Origin of the sequence: Pseudocnuella soli, from assembly GCF_004347775.1 — a bacterium.
In the GTDB taxonomy this organism is placed as follows: Bacteria; Bacteroidota; Bacteroidia; order Chitinophagales; family Chitinophagaceae; genus Flavisolibacter; species Flavisolibacter aquaticus.
The window spans coordinates 4,008,880-4,032,012 of record NZ_CP037755.1 but is presented as its reverse complement, the minus strand read 5'-3'; the positions used below and the strand labels follow the sequence as shown (position 1 = coordinate 4,032,012).

Here is a 23,133-nt window from a genome sequence, read left to right as displayed (position 1 = left end):
ATTCTCCCTTTTCTGTAAAATGTAGAGTTGTCGGTGCTGAAATAAGCCTTGTTCTCGCCAAATGCGTATCTGCATCGAGTCGAACCCCTGTTGAATGTTGTCGAGTTCGATAAGCCTGGCATTGTGAGAAATGGTAAAAGGCTCTGTGAAAAGACTCTCGTTGAAGGCAGCTTAGTGGGTTAAATTTTGAGTCTCTCCTTTTTGCGAAATGGTCGCCGTTTTTCCTCTACATGCTAAAAAGGTAGTTAACACTATAATTAGTTGAATAATCTTACTCATGCAGTGGAGTCTTGAAGCATTGCACACAACGGAACGGGTGTTTATGAAGTAGCGGCATTAGCGTTCCTTCAGCTTCACTTTTGTTCCAAAGTTCAATAAAGGTATGATGTTGAGCACTTGCAGTCAAGCCGCTATTTTATAAACACCATGTTGTGCGTTCGCTTTTGTCACATATGGACTGGCTCTTTGTCCATTATATGAATTTTTACACTTGGCGGGAAGCCACGTAACTGCGGATTTATCCAAGCAGTGTCATTACCAAAATTCTTGCGCAATAAACTCGCTTCGACAGTGTCAATTGGAGGCTTGTAGCCATATGATACAAAAATCCAGCGGTCGTTACCTACATTGATTGGTTGTTCTACTGAAACCTTGTCGCTGTCTGCCGTTACTCGTATAACGTACTTGCCTTTCGGCAATCTCACGTAAGGAGTATATTTTAAATCTGGCTGTATGTTAGTGTACTTGATTGTGTCATCAAAAACACCTTTAGTTCCAATCGATACCTTGATATCAACAACTTTTTTGTCTTCGCTTGTGTTGCTTATGAAAAAGTACGCTGTCGGCTGAAACCAACTACAACCTGCCAAAAGGGGAAGAATGATTAATAGTTTTAGTTGTCTTGGTAATTGCACCAGCAAAGTATTTTAAAGTGACGCACAACGGAGAAACGCTTTGTGAAGGTGGGGATATTTAAAATTTATCGCCTCACTTCAGCACTTCAGTTGATTTTTGATAAACAGCCGAAAGCTAGTGCATCAGCCCCACTTTTACAAAGCGTATGTTATACGCCTTTATTGGGTCGGTTTAAGTACGGCCATCAGCTTGTTCAACTTTTCTGCTCTATTATGCCTGCGCTCTTCCCATAAGTTTAAAATCTCGGGCAATAGTTGTCGCCTGACAGCTGTAGTAGCAAGGGAACGTAGGTTTAAGTCCATAAAGCCTTGTAGGTAAAGCTGACCGAATGCTGTGGCTATGATAGCCTGGTCAATGCCTAGCATAAAACGACTTCCTAATTCACTTCTTATAAGAAATTCCTCTAACTCACTGATGGCAGTGCTTTGAAGATTGAACGTTGGATAGCCCCAATACTCGATTTGTTCCTTGATGAAATCAATCTTATTTCGTTTATCATTGAATTGAAGCCATTCTTTGAATGCATAGAAGGTTTCCCAACCATCATCACTTCCAAACGGTGCTGTTTCTTCAATGGAACTATAATAGAAATCCTCCTGCATCAGCTTCTGAGCATTTGGGTGGGCATTCTCAAAAGAGATTTCGTCTCTTGGCCTTGAACTTTCCATAGAGTAAGTCTTGGCTCTTTGTCAGTTTAGGAATGGTGCGACTCAAGTGGCGTATAACGTAGAACGTGTTGCTGTCAGTGGTGGCATTTCCTGCTCCGCAGCAGCACATTTGCAATAATGTAAAATAAAGTTACCATTGTTCAAAATATGTTCTTCTGCCACCATTGCAGCAAAACGATGTTGTGGGCTGCCATAATTAGTCAAAGGCTACTCACTTACTGCTTTCATGCCTTCCGAAGAATGTAACATACGTAATGCAGTTTGCGCCAATCCACTATCTGGAAATTCTTTTAAAGTCTCGGTGTAACATTCAACAGCCTTTATCCCTTCACCAACTTGACTGTAACAGAATGCAACATTGCACAAAGCCATTTCCCTGTAAGACATTCTTGAAGAACTAAGCAATGTTAAAAAACGATATTTGTCAATCCAGAGATTTTTCGAAAAAAATTCGTAGCTCCTTTTGAAAGATGGAATAGCTTCTGAAAATTTTTGCTCTTTAACAAGTTTCATACCCTGCATATGGTCTCTTGGAATGAACGTTCGCAAACAGAAAGAGATTGCCAAATATGTTAATGTGCCATGCAGAAAAGGCTCACTGCTTCTGCATAGATAAAAGATTAAAATCAACAGTCCCATAAAAGCAAGTTGTGGAACAAGAGAAATCCAGGCGACTTGTCTCACAGTGGGAGTTTTAGAGCTCATAGCAGTTTCAATTCAGGTTTTAGTTTATTGAATGATTGTATCAATTGGTTGCCCACAACGGGACGGGGCTTTACGCAGTGCGGGGCTCCGCAGCCCTGTCGCTTAGATAAAGATAAGAACCCACGACAATTGCACAATAGCTCGTAACATGTTCTTCGGCCCGCATTGCGAGAAGCCCATGTTAACGGCGCTAGTTTGATTTGATAAGTCTTGAGTAATAGCATTCATCAGGGTCACCTATGCCGATTAGTATCACAAGCCTGCCGTCTTTTTCATATAGTTCATAGGATGCAGTATAGCCTTCCATGGGTTTTTCAAAAATATACTGAAGTTGAAGTAGCATTCGGTTTTCTTTCTTGAGAAGGGTCCAAGTGCCCGAGGCCGAAGTCTCGGAGTGGTTGTTGCGAAAGTTAGCTTCAAAGTCAAAAGTGCTTTTGGGGAAACCGGAAAAATTAAAAGTGTGATCTGAATTAAGTGTCAACTGAGCTGATTTTTTATTCTCATACCCTGGAGTAGTATTGATTGTAGTCTGGTCAGGAAAATAGGTTCCGATGAGTGTTTCCTGTGAAATATTTTTATTGGCATTGTCAAGGTCATAAGTAATGCCACAGGGGAGATAGCGGCAGCCAGTCAATAGGATAAAGAATAAAAGTGAATTTCTGCAGTTCATTTGGTTTTGGTTCGCCGTTAACGTCAGACTGTGCAAAAAGGTGTCTGCCGTTATGAGTTGAATATACGGCAAAAAGGTGAGTAGCTTTGTACCTCTAAACAGTTCTTTTATGGCTTACGTTCAAGGCACGGACCGCCTGCAAACAGCCATCTTCTGCCTGGAGGACTTTATTGCTCCCCATGCACCGGTAAGGGTCATTGATGCATTCTGTGAACAGATCGACTATGTAGCCCTAAACTTCAGGGGCCGCTTCACCCAGGAGGCCTGCAGGCCCTGCTATCACCCCTCCCTTTTGCTCAGGCTTTACATCTATGGCTACCTCAATGGCATTCGCTCTTCGCGCAAACTGGCCCAGGAATGCACCCGCAATGTAGAAGTAATGTGGCTATGCAACAACCTGCTTCCCAAGTACCACACCATAGCCGACTTTAGAAAGCGCCATGGGGAGCAGATCAGGGAAGTATTCCGCCAATTTGTTTCCGTGATGTGCCGATGGAAGCTGGTAGGAAAGAAAACCATTGCCATTGATGGCTGCAGGTTTAGGGCACAGAACAGCCGCAAGAACAATTACAATGAAGACAAGATCCGGCGTCAGCTCACCTACATTGACCATAAGGTATCGGAGTACCTGGCAGAAATGAATGAGCTGGATCGAAAGGAAAATAAAAAGCAAAAGGATGAGAAAAGACTTCAAGAGCTGGCCAAGAACAAAACCTGGATGAAGGAGCGAAAAAACCTGTACCTGCATTTGAAAAAGCAACTGGAGCAAAGCTCAGCCGCCCAGATCAGTACCACAGATCCCGATAGCCGCGCCGTGGTGCACAAAACGGGAGTAGTGGAAGTATCTTACAATACCCAAGTGGCCTGTGATGCAAAGCACTCACTGGTGGTGCACTATGCGATCACGAACGAAAATGACCGAAAGGCCCTGCACGCAACTGCAATGGCTGCAAAGGAAAGTATGGGTATGCACAAAGGGGACCCAATCACTGCACTTGCCGACAAGGGCTACTTCAACGGGGAACAGCTACAGCGGTGCGCAGAGGATAACGTCCTGACCTATGTACCGCCCACCTACAACCGCTCCCAGGAGTCTATTCCGGCGAGTGGTTATCACCTGGAGGACTTCCGCTATCATCCTTGTTCCGATACCTACACCTGTCCTGAAGGGCACACCCTGAGCTCAAATGGCCACTGGTACAAAAAGGTGTACATCCGAAGTGAGCAAACAAGGAGCACTTCTTACTTCAAGCACTATAAAACGGACAAATGCCTCGAGTGCCCGGCGAGACATCTTTGCACGGTTCAAAAGAAGGGAAGGGTGATCGAACGAAGCCAGTACGCGGAAGCCATCGAAGGAAACAGCAAACGGCTAAAGCAGCACAAGGAGATTTACTTAAAACGCCAGCAGATTGTGGAGCATCCTTTTGGCACCATCAAAAGGTGGTGGGGCTACAGCTATACTTTGATGAAAGGGCTCAGAAAAGTAGGCGCCGACATGGGATTGGTATACCTGTGCTACAACCTCAAACGTGTAATGAACATTCTTACCACCGGAAAGATGCTTCAGAAACTGCAAATGATGTCAACGTGAAAGGAACGTGCCTGCTGAAAACTGCTTTTAACTATCACAGCACACCTGCAGCACTACAGCCCTGAATCTACTAACGGCAATCGCTATCTAAAAACAAAAAAAAGAAGTCGGGAATGAAAAACAGAAAAGGACCTTTTTGCACATCCTGACGGATAAGGGCTTGGCGAAGTGGCGATAGTCCGTGATTCGTCTGCCCCATTTACTTGCTGAAGATAAACAGAAATACTATGGTTCAAAATATGTTCAACAGCCGCCATTTTGCCAAACCCATGTTACCTGCATGGCGGATTTGTCTTGACGGTGGTTTTAATTGTGCAAGGGGTTCTCCTGAAGCGTCTGCAAGCAACAAGGTTTTGTAAGCTGTTAGCCTTGTGTCTTGATAATGTGAGCAGCTTGCAAATGCTTGGTGCGCCGTGTGTCGGCTTAGTTCTTTGAAATCAATGGGCGACTGATATTTTTTAACCAATTAAAAATTTCAGTCAATGAAAAAAATCAATGATGAACGGTGTCCGTTTTGGAAAAAGTTTTTTCCTGTTTCTGAGGAATTAGAACACTCTCTTTTTGTGATAGCTTGTTTTGCATTTGTTGTATCAATGTGTCTTGTCGCTTTACTTCTTGCTGTAAAGAATGTTTTTCTTTGTCGTTTGAATAGGATAAGAATTGGATAATAACCCCTGCAACAGCAATGGAAAATGTTAGCCAAAAGAGTTTATTAACTTTCGTTCCCGCTTTGTTGGCATTTATACTGCTACTGATTAAGGCTTCTTCCAAATCTTGTTTTCTCTTTTCTTCTTCAAGGAGCTTCTCATAATTTTCATAGTTCCAACCCTTGTCGGATAGCATCAGATTTTCACGATTTACGCCATCAATTGCCATGAGTATTCCTTTATGCAAAAGAATATGGCTTGCATATCGAAGTGCGTCAAGCGGTGCTTTGTCCTGCAAGTTGCCAAGGAAACCATGAATATTGTGTGCTTTGCCTTGTTTCTCTTTATATGCTTCAACGATTGCGTCAGCAGCTTTTTTTTGTACTTCGGTCATAAGCAGTTTTGTTTGTTTCTCTCAGTCGCCCAGCAAGATTTTAGCTCTTTTGTCGTGTCGCCCTGTGCGGTGGCTAAAGTGCTAAAATGTGTCAGGCAAAGAAGCCTGGCAGAATTAAACCAATTTGAAAACCTGCTGCTGGTCTTATGTCGTGTCGCTTATTAGGATTCGTCAGACCGCTTGCAGGTAACGGAACAGGGCTTGGCGAAGGGCGGGAGTTCGGAGAACTTCAGTTTAGCCTAAAGGTGAAGATTATTAGCATTTCTGCAGGTGAGCACTTAGGCTTCAGCCCGCCTTTTGCCAAGCCCCTGTTGGGCGATGTGCTTTCCTGAAGGGGATTTCTTGGCAGTCTTGGCTTCAGCTTTTTTCTGCTTGTTACGCTTGATCCACTCACTGATACGGGCAAAGTCCTGCTCTGAGGGCTGGCGTCCTGTTGTGAGAAAATCAATGTTTTTGGCCTCTTTGATCATGGCTGTAAATTACTGATTTTGTGGAAAATATTGTGTTACAAGCTTACTAGCCGCACGGGTATCAATTGCCATAATGTTGCCAAAAAGTACGCTTGCACCCAGGGATTTACTGTAATGCTCTATAAGTTTGGATTTGCTTTCGAAAGAAACATAGCCGTCATACCCTCGTTCAAAGGAAAACTTGCAAGCAAATGCAACCAGGTTGCCCGGCACCCCCAAGTAAACCTTTTTGACTCCTCGGTTGAATTTTGCACTTTCAATTAAAGCCATGAAGATGTGATCTCCTCGGTCCTGCAGGGAGATAAGCCCCTGAATAATGTCAGGATTGCCCTTTATGACCAATTTGAATACTTGTCTGGTAGCATTTCTTCCTTCACGTTTCCAGTCGAAGAGCCAGTCTGCTTTTTTCAGTTTCCGCAGGTCTATTGGAGTCAGGGGAAGAACCTCTGTCTGGAAACTGTCGCCTGTAATGGCATTTTCCACAGAGCGGGTTAGCTTGTCAATTTCAATATCGAAAGGCTGATGCTTGGGCATGGCCGAATTTAGCAAATGTTATCTATAGGCAACTTGCCAATCAGAAACGCAGCATTTCGCCCAACGTCCCAGGCTTTACGTTGGCAGGACGGCTTTAGACGTCCTGCTTGGAACTAGCGTTGAGTAAAGTTAATTTGTTACAAATAAATTCTGCTGCTGAATAGCGTTCGGTCAAGCCAAGAACAAAAGCCAAATTGAAATACAAAAGTTGGGAGGCTTGACCCGTCAGCCCTGCTGACGTAAAACCTTTTGTTGTGCGTTCGCTTATTTGTCTTCGCTTTCTTTATATTCGCTATCGTCTGCCCCTTCGAGAACAGAGTTGTATTCATTCCAATCTGGGTCATCTTCAGCAGTAAGTTCAAGTGGTAATCTGTCAAAATTAGAGAGTGCATCGTTTAATCGCTTTCCGGTTTCGTTGATGTCAGTCGAATACCAGTGCCACTCTTTTTGATTTTGTCCCGTATATACAAAAGTCAAAACTGCTTGAACATCATTTTCTAATACATCAACTAAGGCATCTTCAATATTACTAAATAGTTCTGTTTCTTCGTCTGTCGGCATAAGCGAATCATTGTCAGAAATATACGGCAATGCAATAGTCAGTTTTTTGTTATACTTTTTTGTTTCGATGAAGTCATTTAAGTGTGGTCTGAATCTAAGCAAGAATGGTGTACCATCATTTTCGCCTTCAGCAACTGACCATAAATCATTTTCGTTTACAAGCTTTATTAAATTGTCCATATTTAATTTGTTAGATTGGTTAGTATCTTCTTTCTCTGTCCAAATAAAGTGTATTTGTTTAAGTGACGCACAACGTGAAAGGGCTTTAAGCAGTATGGGTATTTGGAAAACTGCTGCTTCAACCCTTATTCAAAAGCAAAATAGTTATTCTTCTGATCAAAACATATTCATCAGCCCATATTGCTTGAAACCCATGTTATAGGCCGCTCTTAGGCGCTCCAATGGCACTCAATATTGCGTCCAATCTGCCTTCAGTTGCAAGATGCTTCACCGTGTTTGCAAGCTTGCGAGTAGTGCCGTTGCCACAAGATTGTGGCACCCACCTGTAAATAGCATTGTATTTACCTTTGCTGACAGCTTCAATCAGCCACTCCTCACCATCCAAGCCGCCGTGGCAGGTTGTATCTTTCCCTAATTCCCAGAAGTTGAGGCTATCTAATCTTGTGGCAACCGTATCGTAAAGGTCTCCGACAAATCGATATTTGGTTGTAGAAGCCAAAACGCCTGGGTACTGACATCCAAAACCATTGGTGACTTTTATTGTCAGGGAACTTTTGCCGTTTACCTTTTCTACAATCAAGCTGTAAGGCTTACGAAAGCAAGGGTCAACGGTTACTCGAACCCACTGTTTCGCCGTGTCGACATTGGTCGTGTCTACAAATGGCTCTTCCATTGCATAAATAAGTGCATTTGGTGTTTTTGTTTTTAGTTCCGAGTAATACCGTTTAAGAAAGCGGAGAAATGTTTCGGAAGTAAATTCTTTGTGGTCAGGACCAGCGATGCTGTCCTCAAAAAACTTTCTTGCATCAGCTTGTGAATAGAGCATTTCCCTCACCGCAAGTTCTCTTGAACCTTCCTGTCTGTCCTGACAAGCAAAAGCGGAACAGAACACTATGATTAAAAGGAATGGTCGCATCGTGGCCTATAACGTCCGACAGCTTGCTGCAGTAGCGGCATTCTGTGTTCCGTCAGCTTAAATTTAGTACTTAGTTCAATAGAATTATTGCAGATCAGCCCATGTTCGTCGCGCCGCTATTGCTGCAAACTGCTGTTAGCGGCTGTTTAGTTTATTCAAAACGTCAATCATTATTTGTTTTATCGGCTTCTAAATGGCTTTGGAAGTGGTCTTTCATTCCTGATCTTAGCATTGTATCTATTTGGCGGATATGATTCACTTTTAGGTGTGTGTTTTTCATCTTGTCAAACTGCAGCCTTGCTAGTTGAAGCTTATCGTTATGTAAAACATTTTCTCCATAGGTTAGATATGCTGCGGCCCATCTTTTATAAGTTTCTCCCAAATAGAACAACACCATGTCACTTTCACCTTTATGGGTCTTAAAGATTTCGTCATATAATTCCTCGCCCGCCTTTTTGTCAACTTTTGTAAATAGGAATCTTGCATAATTTCTTTCAGACAATATTTGGTCGACGACGTTGTCAGCTCGTTGCCTAGATTTATCAAAATATAGTTCTGCATTCCCTAGGTCGTCTATAGAACTAAATGCTTGAGCTATTAGTGACAGTTCATGTGAATATGTCATGCTATTAGGTAGCTGACTTACAAAATTTGATGCATGAGTTACATAAACCCTCCTATAATCGCTCAAAAGACCATTATAATTATCGGGCAGTTGGTCTTTTGCTTTTGACACTTGGTATTTAGCATTGTCCATATTGAGATTTGCGAGCTTCTCCAAGATATCAGTTAACTTATTTCTTATTGTAATCAGTCTATCTCTCCTTTTTTGTCGTACTGTATATATGCCAAAAATGATTGTTAATACAATCCCTATTGCTGTTAAAACATTTTTTAAATCCTCAACGGAATCGTTGGATGTTAAAATGTCATTGACAACCTGAACTAGTATCACTGTTGCTCTATTTTTATTTTATTGAAAAGGCTAATAAAGTAGGCATGTTTATACCTAGACTATCATCGAGTTATTGCCGCTAACGTTAAAGGTATTTCTGCAGTAGCGGAAGTCCGTGTTACGTCAGGCTAAATTTATTGATAAAGCTCAATACTGTTTATTTGTTCAGCATTTATTCTTCAGCCGCTATTGCAGAAATACCATGTTAGCAGAATAGCCTTTCTTCGGGTGTGTCTCTATAATGTATGTGTCCACCGAAGTTGGGTGTGTCCAAGAAGCATAGGAGAAAAGCACCCTCTTTTGCAAGTTGGCTTGTGTCGTGCCTTGTGGGCTTGCAAATGTGTGTGCTTTTGGGGCGTCGGTTAGTATGAATAGAAAAGGTTACTCAAGGTCATAAGTAACTGTTACGTTTCCTGCACCAAGTGCAGCTACAAGCCCGGTAATATCATCAACACGACCGAGCCTTGTGTAACTGTAAGAAGTAGAAAATGTTTTATAAAAGAGTACCAGTGTATTAGAACCATACAACATCAAATCACCGTTTTGAATAGTTCCGGGATTGGATGCATTCGTTGGAAGACTGCGGGGCAAATCAAAATACTTCTCATTACCATTTAACTCAATCATGTTTACTGTCAATGGTAAAAGTGATTTGAACGCTGTAGCTGTTGCATTGTCATGCAAAGTTGCATTAAATGTGCTGGTGCCTATTTTTATTTTCATTTTACTTCCTGTTGGATTTGTATTACTATTACCGTTGTTGTCTGCCGGAGAAACATTCTTACTGCAAGATGCACAACTGATAAGTGACACTGCAAAAAATGCCAAGAAGAGTAATTGTTTCATAAGTAAAGTTTTTGAATGTCAACCAATGTTATCGCCTGATGCTATTTCCATAAAACAGCGTCTACTGTTTATTGTATTCTTCATCCGTCACCGGCTGCAACCATTGAACAATGCTCTTTTCTGTTTTTGGTAAAATGTACATCTGTTGTAATCCCGTATCAGAACTTGCACCATGCCAGTGCTCTACATTAGGTGGACACTTCACAACATCTCCTTTTCGGATTAATTGTTTCGCCTGTCCTTTTATTTGGTGAAAACCGACACCGTCGGTAATCACCAAAATTTGTCCTGACGGATGAATGTGCCAATTGCTTCTTGCTCCCGGCTCGAAGTAAACATTTCCAATGACTGTATTGTAGATACTGTCGTTTGGAACCAAAGGTGTATTCCAGGCTTTACCGGTAAAGTTTTCTGCTGGTCCTAACTCACCTTTTGGAAAGATGGCTTGTAGTTGGCTGCCTTCTTTGTCTGACCTATTTTCCATACAACTGGTTGTTAGCAATGCCATAGAAGCGATTGCAGTTATCAATAATACTTTCATTGTGCTTTATTTATTGCGTTGACACGTTAGCAGTTGCTGAATTGGTTTCAGCAGCTTTTGCCGTTTTGTTCCCATTGCCCCCGTTCAGATGTTGAGTAAAGAATGCAGACAATTTATCAAAAGGAATAACATCTATTTTGTCGTACAAATCAACGTGAACTGCATTTGGAATAATCACTAACTCTTTCGGCTCTGCGGCTGCTTTGTAAGCATCTTCGCTGAAATAACGTGAGTGGGCTTTCTCTCCCGCAATCAATAAAACCGGACGAGGAGCAATTTCCTTAATGTATGTCAAAAGGGGTGTATTCATAAAGGATAATGCATTGGTAGTAGTCCATCCGCTATTAGAGTTTAATGAACGAGGGTGAAAACCACGTGGCGTTCGGTAATAGTCGAAGTACTCTTTTACAAATTGAGGTTCGTTGCCTGTTAGCTTCTCCGGTAGGTTGCGGCTTCCGATTGACACTTCTCCTTTCTCTGCATCTTTCCAACGTTGCTCACCCAACTGCTCCAGTGCCTTTGTACGTTCTTCTAGGGACATTTTATCATAATATCCCTTTGCATTTACCCTGGACATATCATACATACTGGTGGTAGCAACAGCTCTCACCCGTTTGTCAATGGCAGTAGCGTTTAAAGCGAAACCTGCCCAGCCACAGATACCAATGATGCCTATACGGTTTCGGTCAACAGATTTTTGCAAACCCAAATAATCCACTGCTGCACTAAAATCTTCGGTGTTAATGTCCGGAGAAGCAACATTTCTTGGTTCGCCACCGCTTTCACCTGTATACGATGGGTCAAATGCAAGAGCAACAAAACCCCGTTCTGCCATTTGATTAGCATATAGTCCTGATGACTGCTCTTTCACCGCACCAAAAGGACCGCTGATAGCAAGTGCTGCTAAGGGTTTACTACCGCTATTTTTTGGAAGGTACAAGTCACCTGACAATGTAATTCCAAAACGGTTTTTGAATGTTATTGCCTGACGGGTAACCTTATCGCTAAGTTTAAAGGTGTAATGTTCTGTTTCGTTAATATTATTCATGACTTCCTTTTTTTGCGCTGTTTGCGAATAGACCTGTCCAATCATTAAAAGGGACAGAATGGTTAATGAGATTGTCTTTTTCATTATTTATCGTTTATCGTTATTGAATTGTTTTAATAATTTTTGCAGGCACGCCACCTACAATTGTATTTGCCGGAACGTCCTTGGAAACAACAGCCCCTGCTGCCACCACTGAATTTTCGCCAATGGTTACGCCTGGTAGTATCGTTGCACCTGCACCAATCCAAGCATTTTCTTTGATGTGTATGTGACCTGGAACAATAGATTGTCTATCGTTAGGAGAAACGGGATGCCCTTCAGATAATAGGCTGACTTTTGGAGCAATTAGCACACCATCTTCGATGGTAATGCCACCCAAATCAAGGAAGACACAATCGAAGTTGATAAAGACGTTCTTACCTATTTTAGTGTTCTTGCCATAATTTATATACAGCGGTGTAAATACAGCAACGCTAACATCAATCGTTGAACCAGTGATTTGTCTTAGTAAATCTCTAACCTCTGCCGGGTCGGCAGAATTGTTTAGCTGAACCAGTAACTTCTTGGTAGCAAAAGAAGCCTCCCGCAATCTGTATGCTTCCGGATTATTGGCTGAAACGGTTTCGCCGTTTCGTAGCTGTTCAAAAATGTCTTTATTCTGCTGATTTGATACCATACCACAAAGGTCTTACAACGAATGCCCCTGCTGGTAACGATTATCAAACCAATAATTAAGAATTTCAAACTTCCTGCATTCTTAACGATTTTGGGTTTGTTCCGGTTAGCCTTTTGAAGAAGTTGTTAAAGTAGGTAGCGTATTCAAAGCCAAGTGCATAGGCAATGTCGGCAATATTCCAGGCGGTGTGCTGTAGGAGAGCTTTGGCTTCGCTAACGATGCGTTCGGTAATATGCGTTGTTGTGGATTTGCCGGTTACTTCTTTCACAGCACGGTTCAGGTAATTTACATGAACATGTAAGGCAGCCGCATAATCCTGTGCTGTTTTAAGTCGCAAAGGGTTATCTGCACTTTCAATTGGAAACTGCCTTTCGAGTAGTTCAAGAAAAACGGCTGTAAGGCGGGATGCCGCATTTTTATGCTGGTCGTAGTGCTCTGAAGGCTGAAGTTTCAGGGCTTCGTGAATAATCAGGTTGATGTAATTGCGTATGAGGTCGTCCTTATAGTTATAATCACTCTTTTGCTCTTCTATCATTCGTTGAAAGATGGTATTGAGAAACAACCTTTGACCTTCATCAATCTTTAACACAGATGTACCACCTATCTTGAAAAGGGGAGAATTTTGCAGGCTTTCCGAACGGTCAGATGCTTTGAAAAAGTCTTCGGAAAAGAGAACTGTGTAGCCTACATAGGTGGTGGAAATGGTCTCCCAGGAATAAGGGATGTGCGGATTGCCAAAAAACAAAATACTGCCTTCCTGCTCAAAACTTCTGTCTGCATAATGGATTTTGCTTTTTCCTGTGGTTAAACATATTTTGTAAAAATCCTTTCTGCTATATGTCTTTGTAGCGTTGCCGTCAGCTTCTATTTGAAATACATTGAAGCCTTTCAACTTTAGTTCATTATTGAACTCTGACACCTGCCGCACAATTTTGCTTTCCATAAGTCAAAGTTAAGAAAATCAAAACTGGAGAAATAGCTAAAACATCTTTCCAATGTAAACTGCCGCCTCGAGGTAAAGGCTTGCTGTGCAATGGCAATTGCAGCTCTCTTGTAGGTTTGGTTTTGTGTCAGGGTTTGTGTGCCTGCAAATGTGCTGCAATATGCGGTGGGCTGGTGAGGGCTCCTGTCCAGCTATGAACAGCGGACTGACTGCCAATAGGGTTTCTGCTAACGGTCCGGCGCTTGGCGAAGAAGCGGAAGTCTGTGTTCCGTCACCTTAGCACATGTACCGGCGTTGAATATCGATTTGTTGTCCAATATAGCATTTCAGCCGCTTTTTTGCCAAGCGCATGTTGTGTGCCGTACGGTTATAGTTCGGAAAACTCAGTCCAGGTGAATACTTTTCGAGTTTTGGCATTTACCAATAGGCGACTGTTAGATGCACGACGACGACTACCAGCACTTGCTTTGCGCTCACTATTCAACTGTGCTTTCCATTCGCTTCCCACATTCCAGTAGTAATCCCTGGTTTTGTAATGTCGACCGAAGAAGACTTGAATAGTATCACCCTTAGCCAAACCATTTGCTTGTGCTATAGAAATGGCCTCGGATGGAAGAATAATATCTCTTTCTGTGTTCTTTAAAATGTATTCCGGAATTGATGTCAAACCTGCAGAGTCTGCGATGCCGTATACGGAATTGACTAGAAACTCAATTCTTGCTGTATAGTTTAGATGCGGGTAAGTAAGTGTGTAAGTGAAAAGATATTCTTTTGATACTGGAATAAGATCTTTCTTTCCTGTAAACTCAAAGTAGTGATAAAACCCATTTTTATCTGTCGTCCTGATTTCTACAAGTCTTGGGCGAAGTTCTGTGTAATTGGCGCCAATGAATGCTTTCAATACACTGTCGCCCTTCACTTTCACTGTCAAGATGTTTGCTCTTTGTCCAATCGCTGGTACAAAAAAGGTCAAAGTAAAAATGAATGCAAATAGCTGTCTCATAGAATGGCACACAACGCTTCGGGTATTTCTGCAGTAGCGGAAGTCTGTGTTACGTCAGCTTAAATTTATTACTTAAGTTGAACAATATTCATTTGCTCAGCATTTGTTCGTCTGCCGCTATTGCAGAAATACCATGTTGGTGGCATGTGCTTCTTTTAGCTAATGAAACAGCTTAAGTTTTTGTCGGTCTGTGCCAATATGTTCACCAATAAGGTTTGATATGTCTACTACTGCTCCATGCTCGATAAAAACTTCGTAAAATTTCATATAGTTGTTTCCCCAATATACCATAGCACATGCCATCGGTGCACCTTTTCCTACATCTTGTCCGTTCTCAAGAAAACGTAAACGTGTATCATACAAAAAGCAAATTGCTCTCGCTTTAGTAAAAACATATTTTTTCCAATGAGCAGTATTAGCAGCAATAGGCACTAACGCCAAAACTTCCGATTGGTATTCATCATTAGCATGGGCACACTTTGCAAGCCAATTTTTTATTGTTGTTCCATTTTCCTTGTCAATACCGTAAGGAGGGTTAACATAAATAGTGGGAAAGTTCCAACTTTCTTTTAAGCCGTTATGGGTTGGAAGTCTATATTCTACCTCTGCATTAACGACTGAAAATTCGTTGGAGCACGGGTCAAGGTCTATTTTTCCACCAAATACTTGCTTTACAGCTTTTACATATTTATGTGGTGTCCCCCAGCTTTGGCTCAATGTATTCACATTTCTTCCTGCACTCATATTAATATCTCTTTCCAGTTTTTTTTGTTTAGTTCCTTCAGTTCGTCTTTTAAAATTACAATTTCCTTGTTTTTCGGTGAAATTACCTTAAACCAGCTTTCTATTGAAGCAAGGTTTTCACTGAAAAAATCAAGAAGAATTCGGTCTACATCCAAATTCATTTGAACTTTTGTAAACTGGTTTTTCCCTTTTGTTCCAGTATAACTTGCCAAAAAAGCCTTTTTTACCGGTTCAAATTTTTCTGATGGTGTCAAAAGCAAGTTCTCAATGAATTCAGAAAGTCCCTCGTCAGTAAGAAATAATAACCAATCATATGATTGAGCTAAAACCATAAGCTCTTTCTGAAAATTCTCATCGCTAAAGTCGAAACTGCCTGCTTTGTTGCGCTTTATCCAGTTTCCATGATTACTAACGACGCCAACCGTAAGAATAAAACGCCTCAGAAGTTCCTCATCATTCGAATAGATAACTTCTTCCATCAAGTCCACATATGGCTTTATGTAATAGCTATTGTCACTCTTATAGATTATGCCATAAAGTTCACCCGCTTCGTTTCTTATTTTTTGAAGTGAAGATGCGGTTTTAGCGACATAAGCTCCTTGTTTAGCTTTTTCAATAGTTTGTGGTCCTTTGGTCATTCCTTCCTCAACTCCAACTCTTTTGCATTCAAATATTGCAAATGCTTTAGAGCGTTGTTCATAAACATGTAGTTCTATCTCGTCATTATCGAACTTGTTTTCTTTAATGCTGCACAATAAATATGAATTTTCAGTTTTACACATTGTGAAGGCATTGCGTAAAACTCCACCCTTGCTCAAAAGGCTTGAAACAAACTTGTTTGTGTAGCCTGATATATCAAACGTATTTTCCTTTTCAATGGCTTTTTTTATAACGTTAGCTGTTATAGTCCTGTCACCTTTATTGATTTTTACAATGTGTTCTCTTATAACTGGGTGAAGGGAAAATTCAACATTGTGTGTAATAGCAGGATTTCCATATTCTGCTAATCCTCTCTCAATAGATGTTTGGTGATTGAAGCCCCATGTTTTTAGTAAGTAATAGGTGATAATTTCTATAAAGGTTCCTAATGCTCTGCCTGCGGCTTTTTTAGGGTCTTTAGTGTATTGAAATACTTCGTCGGCTAAAACTTTCTGCAATTTGTCTACGGATTGGTATGCCATTTATCGGGTTTTGTCAAAGATAGCTTTTTGAAGTATTTGGGTGTGTCCAATAGCATTGCCACCAACGGAGAAGGTGTTGCTGTCAGTAGGTGCATTTGAAATACCGCAGCTTCACTTTCTTCCTGTTGCTCAATAAAGATAATGAGGTGAAAACATATTCGTCAGCACCTATTGCAGCAAAACCATGTTGTGCGTTCGTTCATCGTCTATCCAACTGCTCAATTGCTTTCAGGATCGCCTCTCGGTTTTTTGCCTCCTTAATAAACTTTGGTAATCGCTCAACCATAGTAGTATAACCTTCGGATTGCCTCTCCCTTAGCTTTGCCTGTACATAGGTTTTGATGTCATGTAAATGACGCCTGTTGTACGCCCAAAACAAATTGCCTTTTATTTCTGTCTGTAGCCAAAGCGGTAGGTTGAACAATGGATCTGAAGTGGCCCCCGTCGATTTATACTGTATTTTGTACGGCTCATTCCTTGGTTCAAACGTTCTGGTAATACCACAATGCGGGCAAGGGACAGTCACTTGTGTTAAAGGTTCTTTCTGATTGGGAATTTCTACGTTTATTGCTTTACCACAATTATCACAATTGCGCTTCACAATCATCCTGTAGCGTATGTTGTCTTTTACCGTTTCGCTGAACATGCAATTGGAACAGGTTAGCTTACCGTCACCAGGGAAATAACCGTTATAATTATGAACGACTGCGTCTTTACCGCATTTGGGACATGTGACAAGAAACTCATTCATGTAGGATTGTTTCACCGACCCTAAACTCTTAAACCTGTCCTCTGTCTTTTCCATCTTTATAGACTGATTGTTTGAATGACGCACAACGGAACGAGGCTTTCCGAAGTACAGGCATTCTGTGTTCCTTCAGCCTCATGGTTGATTTAAAGTTAAATAGAATTGGTTTGTTCAGCACCTGTACTTCCGCCTGTATTTTGGGAAGCCTGTGTTGTGCGCATTTCAATAGGAGCCATAAAAGTTATTTGAGACGTTCTACATCTTTTTTTATAGCAGAATCAATCTGAATTTTGTGTGTCCCACGTGAACCAACTCTGTAGGCATAAACACCCATCTTACCAAGATTCATAATCAATGTGTCTCCTGAACTATGCCAACCCATCGCAATATCATGAACCCCGGTTTCACTTAAATCAGCAGATTCGATACGCCTACCACTACTATCGAATATTGTAAAACCAGGTTTAGTTTTATCAATCTTATCTGTAGTGATGTCGTAAACTCCGTTCACGTAATAGAACCGCTTGGAAAATGAGAAATGTTCCTCTGAGGATTTTCCGCTGCAACTGAATATCCCAGTAAGTAGAAGTATGAACAGCGTATTTCTCATTCTTGCAATTAAGTGAGGGTTGTGTTGCGCACAACGGAGAAACGCTTTGTGAAGGTGGGGATATTTAAAATTTATCGCCTCACTTCAGCACTTCAGTTGATTTTTGATAAACAGCCGAAAGCTAGTACATCAGCCCCACTTTTACAAAGCGTATGTTATACGCCTTTATTGGGTCGGTTTAAGTACGGCCATCAGCTTGTTCAACTTTTCTGCTCTATTATGCCTGCGCTCTTCCCATAAGTTTAAAATCTCGGGCAATAGTTGTCGCCTGACAGCTGTAGTAGCAAGGGAACGTAGGTTTAAGTCCATAAAGCCTTGTAGGTAAAGCTGACCGAATGCTGTGGCTATGATAGCCTGGTCAATGCCTAGCATAAAACGACTTCCTAATTCACTTCTTATAAGAAATTCCTCTAACTCACTGATGGCAGTGCTTTGAAGATTGAACGTTGGATAGCCCCAATACTCGATTTGTTCCTTGATGAAATCAATCTTATTTCGTTTATCATTGAATTGAAGCCATTCTTTGAATGCATAGAAGGTTTCCCAACCATCATCACTTCCAAACGGTGCTGTTTCTTCAATGGAACTATAATAGAAATCCTCCTGCATCAGCTTCTGAGCATTTGGGTGGGCATTCTCAAAAGAGATTTCGTCTCTTGGCCTTGAACTTTCCATAGAGTAAGTCTTGGCTCTTTGTCAGTTTAGGAATGGTGCGACTCAAGTGGCGTATAACGAGTACCGGATTTGTGCAGTAGCGGCAATAGCGTCTGTCAGCCGAAACGCTTACTAAAGTAAAATATTTATTCAATTGCTTGGATTAAGAACGTCGAGCCGCTACTGCACAAAACCGATGTTACAAGCCGTTTTTCGTCAGTCCAAGTTGCTTGCGCATGTCAAGGGTGAAATTGAACTGTTCCTCTACTGGAATAGCCTTTCTTGAAACCTTGTTGATGTCTTTGCCCTCCTTTGTCCACAGGAAAGGAAAAAAGTTGTAAGCCATATTTCCGTCCAGCTTTGCTACTTCTGGTTTCCAGTCAGTCCAGCGAAGGTCTTTATAGAAGTCAGCCAAGTCGTTGTTAAAGCAAAAATTTAAAAACTCCGTATAAGTCAAATCAAGCGGCTCCCATTCTATGTTGTCCGGCGACAGATAATAAACTTTGCCTGCGTTGTTTCCAAAAGCTCCGCCGTTGACAGCGAAAAAGCCACCTACTGCATCGTCGGCAACTAACAAAAAAGAAGGCTGTTCTCCAAACTCTTTGAATGATTTTCCTTTATTCCAGTCGGGAAGCGTACGGTTAAGTTTTGTGCTTCCCGAACCTAAAATGCGTATCCAGCCACTGTCAACAAGCAGTCCACCTGTTGAGTAAATAATAGCTCCCATTGGTGAACGTGTTGTCACTTGGGTTTTATACAAGGCGTCATTTGTTTTTGTGGTGTCGCAAGGAAGAACTTCTACTTTGTTTTTGGCTTTGCTAATCCATTCTTGAACCAGTGTCCAACCTGGTTCAGTCTTGTTGATTAATTGGTCAAGCGGTCGCATTTTGTTCTGTGCAAATGTTGTCAGTGTCAAAAGGGAAAGAATAAAAGCAGTTAGAACTTTTCGCATAAGGTCTCAAAATGGCTTGTAACGGAAAACGCATTGCCGTCAGGCGGGGCAATAGCGCTGTGTCAGCTTGGCTAATGTACAAAAGCTTGTTTGGAAAACTGTCGATCAGCCCTTGTTCATCAGCCCCACTTGCGGCAATGCGATGTTAGCGGCATTTGAAAGTTACCAATATCTGGTCAGTCACGGTTAAAACGTACTGCCGATCACTAAATGTTGGTGCACACAATTGGGAGAGATCAGATTCGTCAAAGTGCAAGATTTTCGTTCCGCCGCTTGTAATAAGATAGAAAGTGTTTTCAAGCCCATCCTCAATAGAGCATTGCTTCTTGATTCTGTCTACGTTTTTGAGATTCCATAGCCTATTTGCATTTAGATATTTCCAAGTATTTCTTTTGTCGTCCAGATCAACTTGAACGGGCAAAAAATATCGGTTTGTGTCCACCTGCGTCCGCTCAAACAGCAATTGTTCGGCTATAAATTTTTCCGTCAAGTCGCTGGGAAACTTGTGGCCGAAAGTTGAGTGATAGGGACTTCTGTAGGTAAAAAGAAATGTGCCATTGTCCTTTTTAGCAATGATGCAATAGTTAGGTAAAGGGTTCCAAGAAGACCAGTTGTGATAAATAATGGTGCTATCGAAGTTCGCTTGGAAAAAAGTTGTCAAAGGGTTTGTTATTAATGTTTGTTGTGCTGAACCGGACAGCCAAACCATTAAAGAAAAAGCTAAAGCAAAAATGTAGGTAATCTTAAAGGTCATGTGAAATTTGGTTGCATTTCCCTTTTCTTAGATGATGAAAGAGTGAACTTTCCATAGTTGCCGCTAACGGAAAGGGGGTTGGCGAAGGCAGGGAATTCAAGTTCCTGTAGCCGCAGCCCACATTCTGTTGTTCGTTAAAGATAATTAGTTCAGCCCTTGTTCATCGGCCCTGCTTTTGCCAACCCCATGTTGTACGCATTCTAGAGTTACTCCAGCTTGCTGCTGTCTAGGCTAGAACTTCGAATCGTCCCTTTAATTGAATCCAAAAAGAGGCTTTCAAAACGGCTAATTGCTTCACGATTCTGTTTAGAAGTAAATTCTTTGTTTACTAGCATCCAGTTGCCAAATGAAACATCTTTACTCACTGAAACGAAAGCCATCGTTGTTACAGACTTTTTCTCCGGTCTCGTCCATGCATAATAGATATGATTATGTGCTGTGTCAAATAGATATATGTCATACCAATAATCGGTACTGCTCCTCCGGCCATCAACAAGATCAAGGGGCGGCGAAAGATTTGGATGCCTGATTTTAAGGAGTTCGACAGCCTTTATCACGTCATCTTCAGGCACATCGAGCTCATAAAGTTCTGCATAAGGGTAACTTCCCGGCGCAAAGAGTCTTGCAAGCTGATAGGCGACCAAAATGAACGTCAATGGAGTCGCAACAAAAATTAGAAGGTTAAGTAGAACTTTCTTCATCGGGTAGGTTCAGGATTGCGTACAACGTCAGACTGTGCAAAAAGGTGTCTGCCGTTATGAGTTGAATATACGGCAAAAAGGTGAGTAGCTTTGTACCTCTAAACAGTTCTTTTATGGCTTACGTTCAAGGCACGGACCGCCTGCAAACAGCCATCTTCTGCCTGGAGGACTTTATTGCTCCCCATGCACCGGTAAGGGTCATTGATGCATTCTGTGAACAGATCGACTATGTAGCCCTAAACTTCAGGGGCCGCTTCACCCAGGAGGCCTGCAGGCCCTGCTATCACCCCTCCCTTTTGCTCAGGCTTTACATCTATGGCTACCTCAATGGCATTCGCTCTTCGCGCAAACTGGCCCAGGAATGCACCCGCAATGTAGAAGTAATGTGGCTATGCAACAACCTGCTTCCCAAGTACCACACCATAGCCGACTTTAGAAAGCGCCATGGGGAGCAGATCAGGGAAGTATTCCGCCAATTTGTTTCCGTGATGTGCCGATGGAAGCTGGTAGGAAAGAAAACCATTGCCATTGATGGCTGCAGGTTTAGGGCACAGAACAGCCGCAAGAACAATTACAATGAAGACAAGATCCGGCGTCAGCTCACCTACATTGACCATAAGGTATCGGAGTACCTGGCAGAAATGAATGAGCTGGATCGAAAGGAAAATAAAAAGCAAAAGGATGAGAAAAGACTTCAAGAGCTGGCCAAGAACAAAACCTGGATGAAGGAGCGAAAAAACCTGTACCTGCATTTGAAAAAGCAACTGGAGCAAAGCTCAGCCGCCCAGATCAGTACCACAGATCCCGATAGCCGCGCCGTGGTGCACAAAACGGGAGTAGTGGAAGTATCTTACAATACCCAAGTGGCCTGTGATGCAAAGCACTCACTGGTGGTGCACTATGCGATCACGAACGAAAATGACCGAAAGGCCCTGCACGCAACTGCAATGGCTGCAAAGGAAAGTATGGGTATGCACAAAGGGGACCCAATCACTGCACTTGCCGACAAGGGCTACTTCAACGGGGAACAGCTACAGCGGTGCGCAGAGGATAACGTCCTGACCTATGTACCGCCCACCTACAACCGCTCCCAGGAGTCTATTCCGGCGAGTGGTTATCACCTGGAGGACTTCCGCTATCATCCTTGTTCCGATACCTACACCTGTCCTGAAGGGCACACCCTGAGCTCAAATGGCCACTGGTACAAAAAGGTGTACATCCGAAGTGAGCAAACAAGGAGCACTTCTTACTTCAAGCACTATAAAACGGACAAATGCCTCGAGTGCCCGGCGAGACATCTTTGCACGGTTCAAAAGAAGGGAAGGGTGATCGAACGAAGCCAGTACGCGGAAGCCATCGAAGGAAACAGCAAACGGCTAAAGCAGCACAAGGAGATTTACTTAAAACGCCAGCAGATTGTGGAGCATCCTTTTGGCACCATCAAAAGGTGGTGGGGCTACAGCTATACTTTGATGAAAGGGCTCAGAAAAGTAGGCGCCGACATGGGATTGGTATACCTGTGCTACAACCTCAAACGTGTAATGAACATTCTTACCACCGGAAAGATGCTTCAGAAACTGCAAATGATGTCAACGTGAAAGGAACGTGCCTGCTGAAAACTGCTTTTAACTATCACAGCACACCTGCAGCACTACAGCCCTGAATCTACTAACGGCAATCGCTATCTAAAAACAAAAAAAAGAAGTCGGGAATGAAAAACAGAAAAGGACCTTTTTGCACATCCTGACGTGACGGGGCTTTACGCAGTGCGGGGCTCTGCAGCCCTGTCGTCGGGATAAAGATACGAACCCACGAAAATTGCACAAAAGCTCGTTACATGTTCTTCAGCCCGCATTGCGAGAAGCCCGTGTTACCTGCCGTTTATGGTCTGCATACACGCATCCAGGTTCGGAAGTACTTTGTATGCTGCTTCGTAAGGAAACTCACATTTGCCTTTGTCCAATTTATTGTTCTCTTGGTCAAGCAACGAATATTGCCCGCCGACTTTTCTAAAATCCTGGTCAAAATATTCGGTGATGGTCTCATAGGCGACTCCCGCAGTGCAGCCACTGTTGAAAAAGTTCGTTCGCTTTGAAAAGGCGAATGTCTTACCTGCTTCATCAAAATAATGTATGAGCGAAATGTTCCAGTCGCCACTTTCACTGAAGGGCGACTCTGCAAACATTAAAACTTGACCTGAGGAGTCCTTGAGAATATTATAACTTATTTCTACTTCATCGGGCCACTGTTCATCCTTCACTTCAATGAGCTGCTGGTTTCCTGGCAGTTTCACCAAGACAGTCAAAGTACCTTTGTTTTGACTGAGTAAGCTGTCAATCTGCGCTTTTTGGTCCTCCGGAAGCAATTCGCTTTTGCTTGCAGCCGATGTTTGAGGATTTGAAAATTTAGTAGGTTTCTGCTGGCTGTTCGTCGTGCATGATGTCCAAACGAGTACGGCCAATATTGTTGCAGTTAGTGAGTTTCTCATGTAATGGCAGGTAACGGTTAACGCATTGCTGTCAG

27 protein-coding genes are annotated in these 23,133 nt (G+C 42.3%); 2 read left to right on the top strand and 25 right to left on the bottom strand.

Annotated features, from left to right (window positions below; genetic code table 11):
* Nucleotides 1-446: 446 nt before the first annotated feature.
* The 4 genes from EPD17_RS16610 to EPD17_RS16595 all read right to left on the bottom strand — a co-directional run bounded on the left by EPD17_RS16610 (nucleotide 447) and on the right by EPD17_RS16595 (nucleotide 2,958).
* Entirely contained in the window at nucleotides 447-914 is a 468-nt protein-coding gene (locus EPD17_RS16610) for a hypothetical protein (protein WP_132055696.1), read from the bottom strand.
* A 159-nt stretch (nucleotides 915-1,073) separates the two neighbouring features.
* A complete protein-coding gene (locus EPD17_RS16605; RefSeq protein ID WP_132055677.1) occupies nucleotides 1,074-1,583 on the bottom strand; it encodes a hypothetical protein in 510 nt (169 codons plus the stop codon).
* Between the two features lie 207 nt (nucleotides 1,584-1,790).
* Nucleotides 1,791-2,267, bottom strand: a complete 477-nt coding sequence (locus tag EPD17_RS16600; RefSeq protein ID WP_132055695.1) for a hypothetical protein — start codon at nucleotides 2,265-2,267, stop codon at nucleotides 1,791-1,793.
* Nucleotides 2,268-2,478: 211 nt separating this feature from the next.
* Entirely contained in the window at nucleotides 2,479-2,958 is a 480-nt protein-coding gene (locus EPD17_RS16595) for a hypothetical protein (protein ID WP_132055694.1), read from the bottom strand.
* A 109-nt stretch (nucleotides 2,959-3,067) separates the two neighbouring features.
* Here EPD17_RS16595 and EPD17_RS16590 point away from each other — a divergent pair, with 109 nt between their 5' ends.
* Nucleotides 3,068-4,552, top strand: coding sequence for an IS1182 family transposase (locus EPD17_RS16590; protein ID WP_132055674.1), 1,485 nt, complete (start codon nucleotides 3,068-3,070; stop codon nucleotides 4,550-4,552).
* Between the two features lie 492 nt (nucleotides 4,553-5,044).
* On the opposite strand, the gene EPD17_RS16585 is transcribed toward EPD17_RS16590, so the two are convergent.
* The 20 genes from EPD17_RS16585 to EPD17_RS16490 form a co-directional block, all read right to left on the bottom strand.
* Nucleotides 5,045-5,593, bottom strand: a complete 549-nt coding sequence (locus EPD17_RS16585) for a hypothetical protein (protein ID WP_132055693.1) — start codon at nucleotides 5,591-5,593, stop codon at nucleotides 5,045-5,047.
* Between the two features lie 278 nt (nucleotides 5,594-5,871).
* Complete coding sequence (locus EPD17_RS16580; protein WP_132055692.1) at nucleotides 5,872-6,063, bottom strand: hypothetical protein; 192 nt, start codon at nucleotides 6,061-6,063, stop codon at nucleotides 5,872-5,874.
* A gap of 9 nt (nucleotides 6,064-6,072) precedes the next feature.
* Entirely contained in the window at nucleotides 6,073-6,597 is a 525-nt protein-coding gene (locus EPD17_RS16575; protein WP_132055691.1) for a hypothetical protein, read from the bottom strand.
* Nucleotides 6,598-6,861: 264 nt separating this feature from the next.
* A complete protein-coding gene (locus EPD17_RS16570; RefSeq protein WP_132055690.1) occupies nucleotides 6,862-7,338 on the bottom strand; it encodes a DUF695 domain-containing protein in 477 nt (158 codons plus the stop codon).
* Nucleotides 7,339-7,534: 196 nt separating this feature from the next.
* On the bottom strand, nucleotides 7,535-8,254 hold the full coding sequence (locus tag EPD17_RS16565) for a hypothetical protein (protein WP_132055689.1): 720 nt from the start codon (nucleotides 8,252-8,254) through the stop codon (nucleotides 7,535-7,537).
* Between the two features lie 163 nt (nucleotides 8,255-8,417).
* On the bottom strand, nucleotides 8,418-9,209 hold the full coding sequence (locus EPD17_RS16560) for a hypothetical protein (RefSeq protein WP_132055688.1): 792 nt from the start codon (nucleotides 9,207-9,209) through the stop codon (nucleotides 8,418-8,420).
* A gap of 381 nt (nucleotides 9,210-9,590) precedes the next feature.
* Complete coding sequence (locus tag EPD17_RS16555) at nucleotides 9,591-10,055, bottom strand: cyclophilin-like fold protein (protein ID WP_132055687.1); 465 nt, start codon at nucleotides 10,053-10,055, stop codon at nucleotides 9,591-9,593.
* Nucleotides 10,056-10,116: 61 nt separating this feature from the next.
* Complete coding sequence (locus EPD17_RS16550) at nucleotides 10,117-10,596, bottom strand: cupin domain-containing protein (protein ID WP_132055686.1); 480 nt, start codon at nucleotides 10,594-10,596, stop codon at nucleotides 10,117-10,119.
* A 10-nt stretch (nucleotides 10,597-10,606) separates the two neighbouring features.
* Nucleotides 10,607-11,728: an alpha/beta hydrolase gene (locus tag EPD17_RS16545; RefSeq protein WP_132055685.1), complete on the bottom strand. Its 1,122-nt coding sequence runs from the start codon at nucleotides 11,726-11,728 to the stop codon at nucleotides 10,607-10,609.
* A gap of 16 nt (nucleotides 11,729-11,744) precedes the next feature.
* A complete protein-coding gene (locus EPD17_RS16540) occupies nucleotides 11,745-12,320 on the bottom strand; it encodes a sugar O-acetyltransferase (protein ID WP_132055684.1) in 576 nt (191 codons plus the stop codon).
* A 64-nt stretch (nucleotides 12,321-12,384) separates the two neighbouring features.
* Nucleotides 12,385-13,263 carry a helix-turn-helix domain-containing protein gene (locus EPD17_RS16535; RefSeq protein ID WP_132055683.1) on the bottom strand — a complete coding sequence of 293 codons (879 nt, stop codon included), beginning with the start codon at nucleotides 13,261-13,263 and terminating at the stop codon, nucleotides 12,385-12,387.
* Nucleotides 13,264-13,630: 367 nt separating this feature from the next.
* Nucleotides 13,631-14,266 carry a hypothetical protein gene (locus EPD17_RS16530; RefSeq protein WP_132055682.1) on the bottom strand — a complete coding sequence of 212 codons (636 nt, stop codon included), beginning with the start codon at nucleotides 14,264-14,266 and terminating at the stop codon, nucleotides 13,631-13,633.
* A 159-nt stretch (nucleotides 14,267-14,425) separates the two neighbouring features.
* Nucleotides 14,426-15,010: a DNA N-6-adenine-methyltransferase gene (locus tag EPD17_RS16525; RefSeq protein WP_132055681.1), complete on the bottom strand. Its 585-nt coding sequence runs from the start codon at nucleotides 15,008-15,010 to the stop codon at nucleotides 14,426-14,428.
* Nucleotides 15,007-16,191 carry a hypothetical protein gene (locus EPD17_RS16520; protein WP_132055680.1) on the bottom strand — a complete coding sequence of 395 codons (1,185 nt, stop codon included), beginning with the start codon at nucleotides 16,189-16,191 and terminating at the stop codon, nucleotides 15,007-15,009. Before EPD17_RS16520 ends, EPD17_RS16525 begins: the two co-directional genes overlap by 4 nt.
* Nucleotides 16,192-16,390: 199 nt before the next feature.
* A complete protein-coding gene (locus tag EPD17_RS16515; RefSeq protein ID WP_132055679.1) occupies nucleotides 16,391-16,996 on the bottom strand; it encodes a hypothetical protein in 606 nt (201 codons plus the stop codon).
* Between the two features lie 184 nt (nucleotides 16,997-17,180).
* Nucleotides 17,181-17,549 carry a hypothetical protein gene (locus EPD17_RS16510; RefSeq protein WP_132055678.1) on the bottom strand — a complete coding sequence of 123 codons (369 nt, stop codon included), beginning with the start codon at nucleotides 17,547-17,549 and terminating at the stop codon, nucleotides 17,181-17,183.
* 165 nt (nucleotides 17,550-17,714) lie between these two features.
* Nucleotides 17,715-18,224 (bottom strand): hypothetical protein, encoded by a 510-nt coding sequence (locus EPD17_RS16505; protein WP_132055677.1) that lies wholly within the window; start codon nucleotides 18,222-18,224, stop codon nucleotides 17,715-17,717.
* Between the two features lie 178 nt (nucleotides 18,225-18,402).
* Nucleotides 18,403-19,155, bottom strand: a complete 753-nt coding sequence (locus EPD17_RS16500) for a DUF2625 domain-containing protein (RefSeq protein WP_204743208.1) — start codon at nucleotides 19,153-19,155, stop codon at nucleotides 18,403-18,405.
* 145 nt (nucleotides 19,156-19,300) lie between these two features.
* Nucleotides 19,301-19,909 carry a hypothetical protein gene (locus EPD17_RS16495; RefSeq protein ID WP_132055676.1) on the bottom strand — a complete coding sequence of 203 codons (609 nt, stop codon included), beginning with the start codon at nucleotides 19,907-19,909 and terminating at the stop codon, nucleotides 19,301-19,303.
* A 206-nt stretch (nucleotides 19,910-20,115) separates the two neighbouring features.
* Nucleotides 20,116-20,610 carry a hypothetical protein gene (locus EPD17_RS16490; RefSeq protein ID WP_132055675.1) on the bottom strand — a complete coding sequence of 165 codons (495 nt, stop codon included), beginning with the start codon at nucleotides 20,608-20,610 and terminating at the stop codon, nucleotides 20,116-20,118.
* A gap of 113 nt (nucleotides 20,611-20,723) precedes the next feature.
* Between EPD17_RS16490 and EPD17_RS16485 the strand changes: the two genes are divergently transcribed.
* Nucleotides 20,724-22,208 (top strand): IS1182 family transposase, encoded by a 1,485-nt coding sequence (locus EPD17_RS16485; protein WP_132055674.1) that lies wholly within the window; start codon nucleotides 20,724-20,726, stop codon nucleotides 22,206-22,208.
* Between the two features lie 272 nt (nucleotides 22,209-22,480).
* On the opposite strand, the gene EPD17_RS16480 is transcribed toward EPD17_RS16485, so the two are convergent.
* Nucleotides 22,481-23,098 (bottom strand): hypothetical protein, encoded by a 618-nt coding sequence (locus tag EPD17_RS16480; RefSeq protein WP_132055673.1) that lies wholly within the window; start codon nucleotides 23,096-23,098, stop codon nucleotides 22,481-22,483.
* Nucleotides 23,099-23,133 lie beyond the last annotated feature (35 nt).

Coding starts and splice junctions, on each gene's coding strand:
- EPD17_RS16545 (WP_132055685.1), bottom strand. CDS start 11,728: ATGAAAAAGACAATCTCATTAACCATTCTGTCCCTTTTAATGATTGGA.
- EPD17_RS16525 (WP_132055681.1), bottom strand. CDS start 15,010: ATGAGTGCAGGAAGAAATGTGAATACATTGAGCCAAAGCTGGGGGACA.
- EPD17_RS16570 (WP_132055690.1), bottom strand. CDS start 7,338: ATGGACAATTTAATAAAGCTTGTAAACGAAAATGATTTATGGTCAGTT.
- EPD17_RS16530 (WP_132055682.1), bottom strand. CDS start 14,266: ATGAGACAGCTATTTGCATTCATTTTTACTTTGACCTTTTTTGTACCA.
- EPD17_RS16505 (WP_132055677.1), bottom strand. CDS start 18,224: ATGGAAAGTTCAAGGCCAAGAGACGAAATCTCTTTTGAGAATGCCCAC.
- EPD17_RS16500 (WP_204743208.1), bottom strand. CDS start 19,155: ATGCGAAAAGTTCTAACTGCTTTTATTCTTTCCCTTTTGACACTGACA.
- EPD17_RS16540 (WP_132055684.1), bottom strand. CDS start 12,320: ATGGTATCAAATCAGCAGAATAAAGACATTTTTGAACAGCTACGAAAC.
- EPD17_RS16585 (WP_132055693.1), bottom strand. CDS start 5,593: ATGACCGAAGTACAAAAAAAAGCTGCTGACGCAATCGTTGAAGCATAT.
- EPD17_RS16595 (WP_132055694.1), bottom strand. CDS start 2,958: ATGAACTGCAGAAATTCACTTTTATTCTTTATCCTATTGACTGGCTGC.
- EPD17_RS16555 (WP_132055687.1), bottom strand. CDS start 10,055: ATGAAACAATTACTCTTCTTGGCATTTTTTGCAGTGTCACTTATCAGT.
- EPD17_RS16590 (WP_132055674.1), top strand. CDS start 3,068: ATGGCTTACGTTCAAGGCACGGACCGCCTGCAAACAGCCATCTTCTGC.
- EPD17_RS16580 (WP_132055692.1), bottom strand. CDS start 6,063: ATGATCAAAGAGGCCAAAAACATTGATTTTCTCACAACAGGACGCCAG.
- EPD17_RS16565 (WP_132055689.1), bottom strand. CDS start 8,254: ATGCGACCATTCCTTTTAATCATAGTGTTCTGTTCCGCTTTTGCTTGT.
- EPD17_RS16490 (WP_132055675.1), bottom strand. CDS start 20,610: ATGAAGAAAGTTCTACTTAACCTTCTAATTTTTGTTGCGACTCCATTG.
- EPD17_RS16550 (WP_132055686.1), bottom strand. CDS start 10,596: ATGAAAGTATTATTGATAACTGCAATCGCTTCTATGGCATTGCTAACA.
- EPD17_RS16520 (WP_132055680.1), bottom strand. CDS start 16,191: ATGGCATACCAATCCGTAGACAAATTGCAGAAAGTTTTAGCCGACGAA.
- EPD17_RS16575 (WP_132055691.1), bottom strand. CDS start 6,597: ATGCCCAAGCATCAGCCTTTCGATATTGAAATTGACAAGCTAACCCGC.
- EPD17_RS16535 (WP_132055683.1), bottom strand. CDS start 13,263: ATGGAAAGCAAAATTGTGCGGCAGGTGTCAGAGTTCAATAATGAACTA.
- EPD17_RS16480 (WP_132055673.1), bottom strand. CDS start 23,098: ATGAGAAACTCACTAACTGCAACAATATTGGCCGTACTCGTTTGGACA.
- EPD17_RS16485 (WP_132055674.1), top strand. CDS start 20,724: ATGGCTTACGTTCAAGGCACGGACCGCCTGCAAACAGCCATCTTCTGC.
- EPD17_RS16495 (WP_132055676.1), bottom strand. CDS start 19,909: ATGACCTTTAAGATTACCTACATTTTTGCTTTAGCTTTTTCTTTAATG.
- EPD17_RS16605 (WP_132055677.1), bottom strand. CDS start 1,583: ATGGAAAGTTCAAGGCCAAGAGACGAAATCTCTTTTGAGAATGCCCAC.
- EPD17_RS16515 (WP_132055679.1), bottom strand. CDS start 16,996: ATGGAAAAGACAGAGGACAGGTTTAAGAGTTTAGGGTCGGTGAAACAA.
- EPD17_RS16510 (WP_132055678.1), bottom strand. CDS start 17,549: ATGAGAAATACGCTGTTCATACTTCTACTTACTGGGATATTCAGTTGC.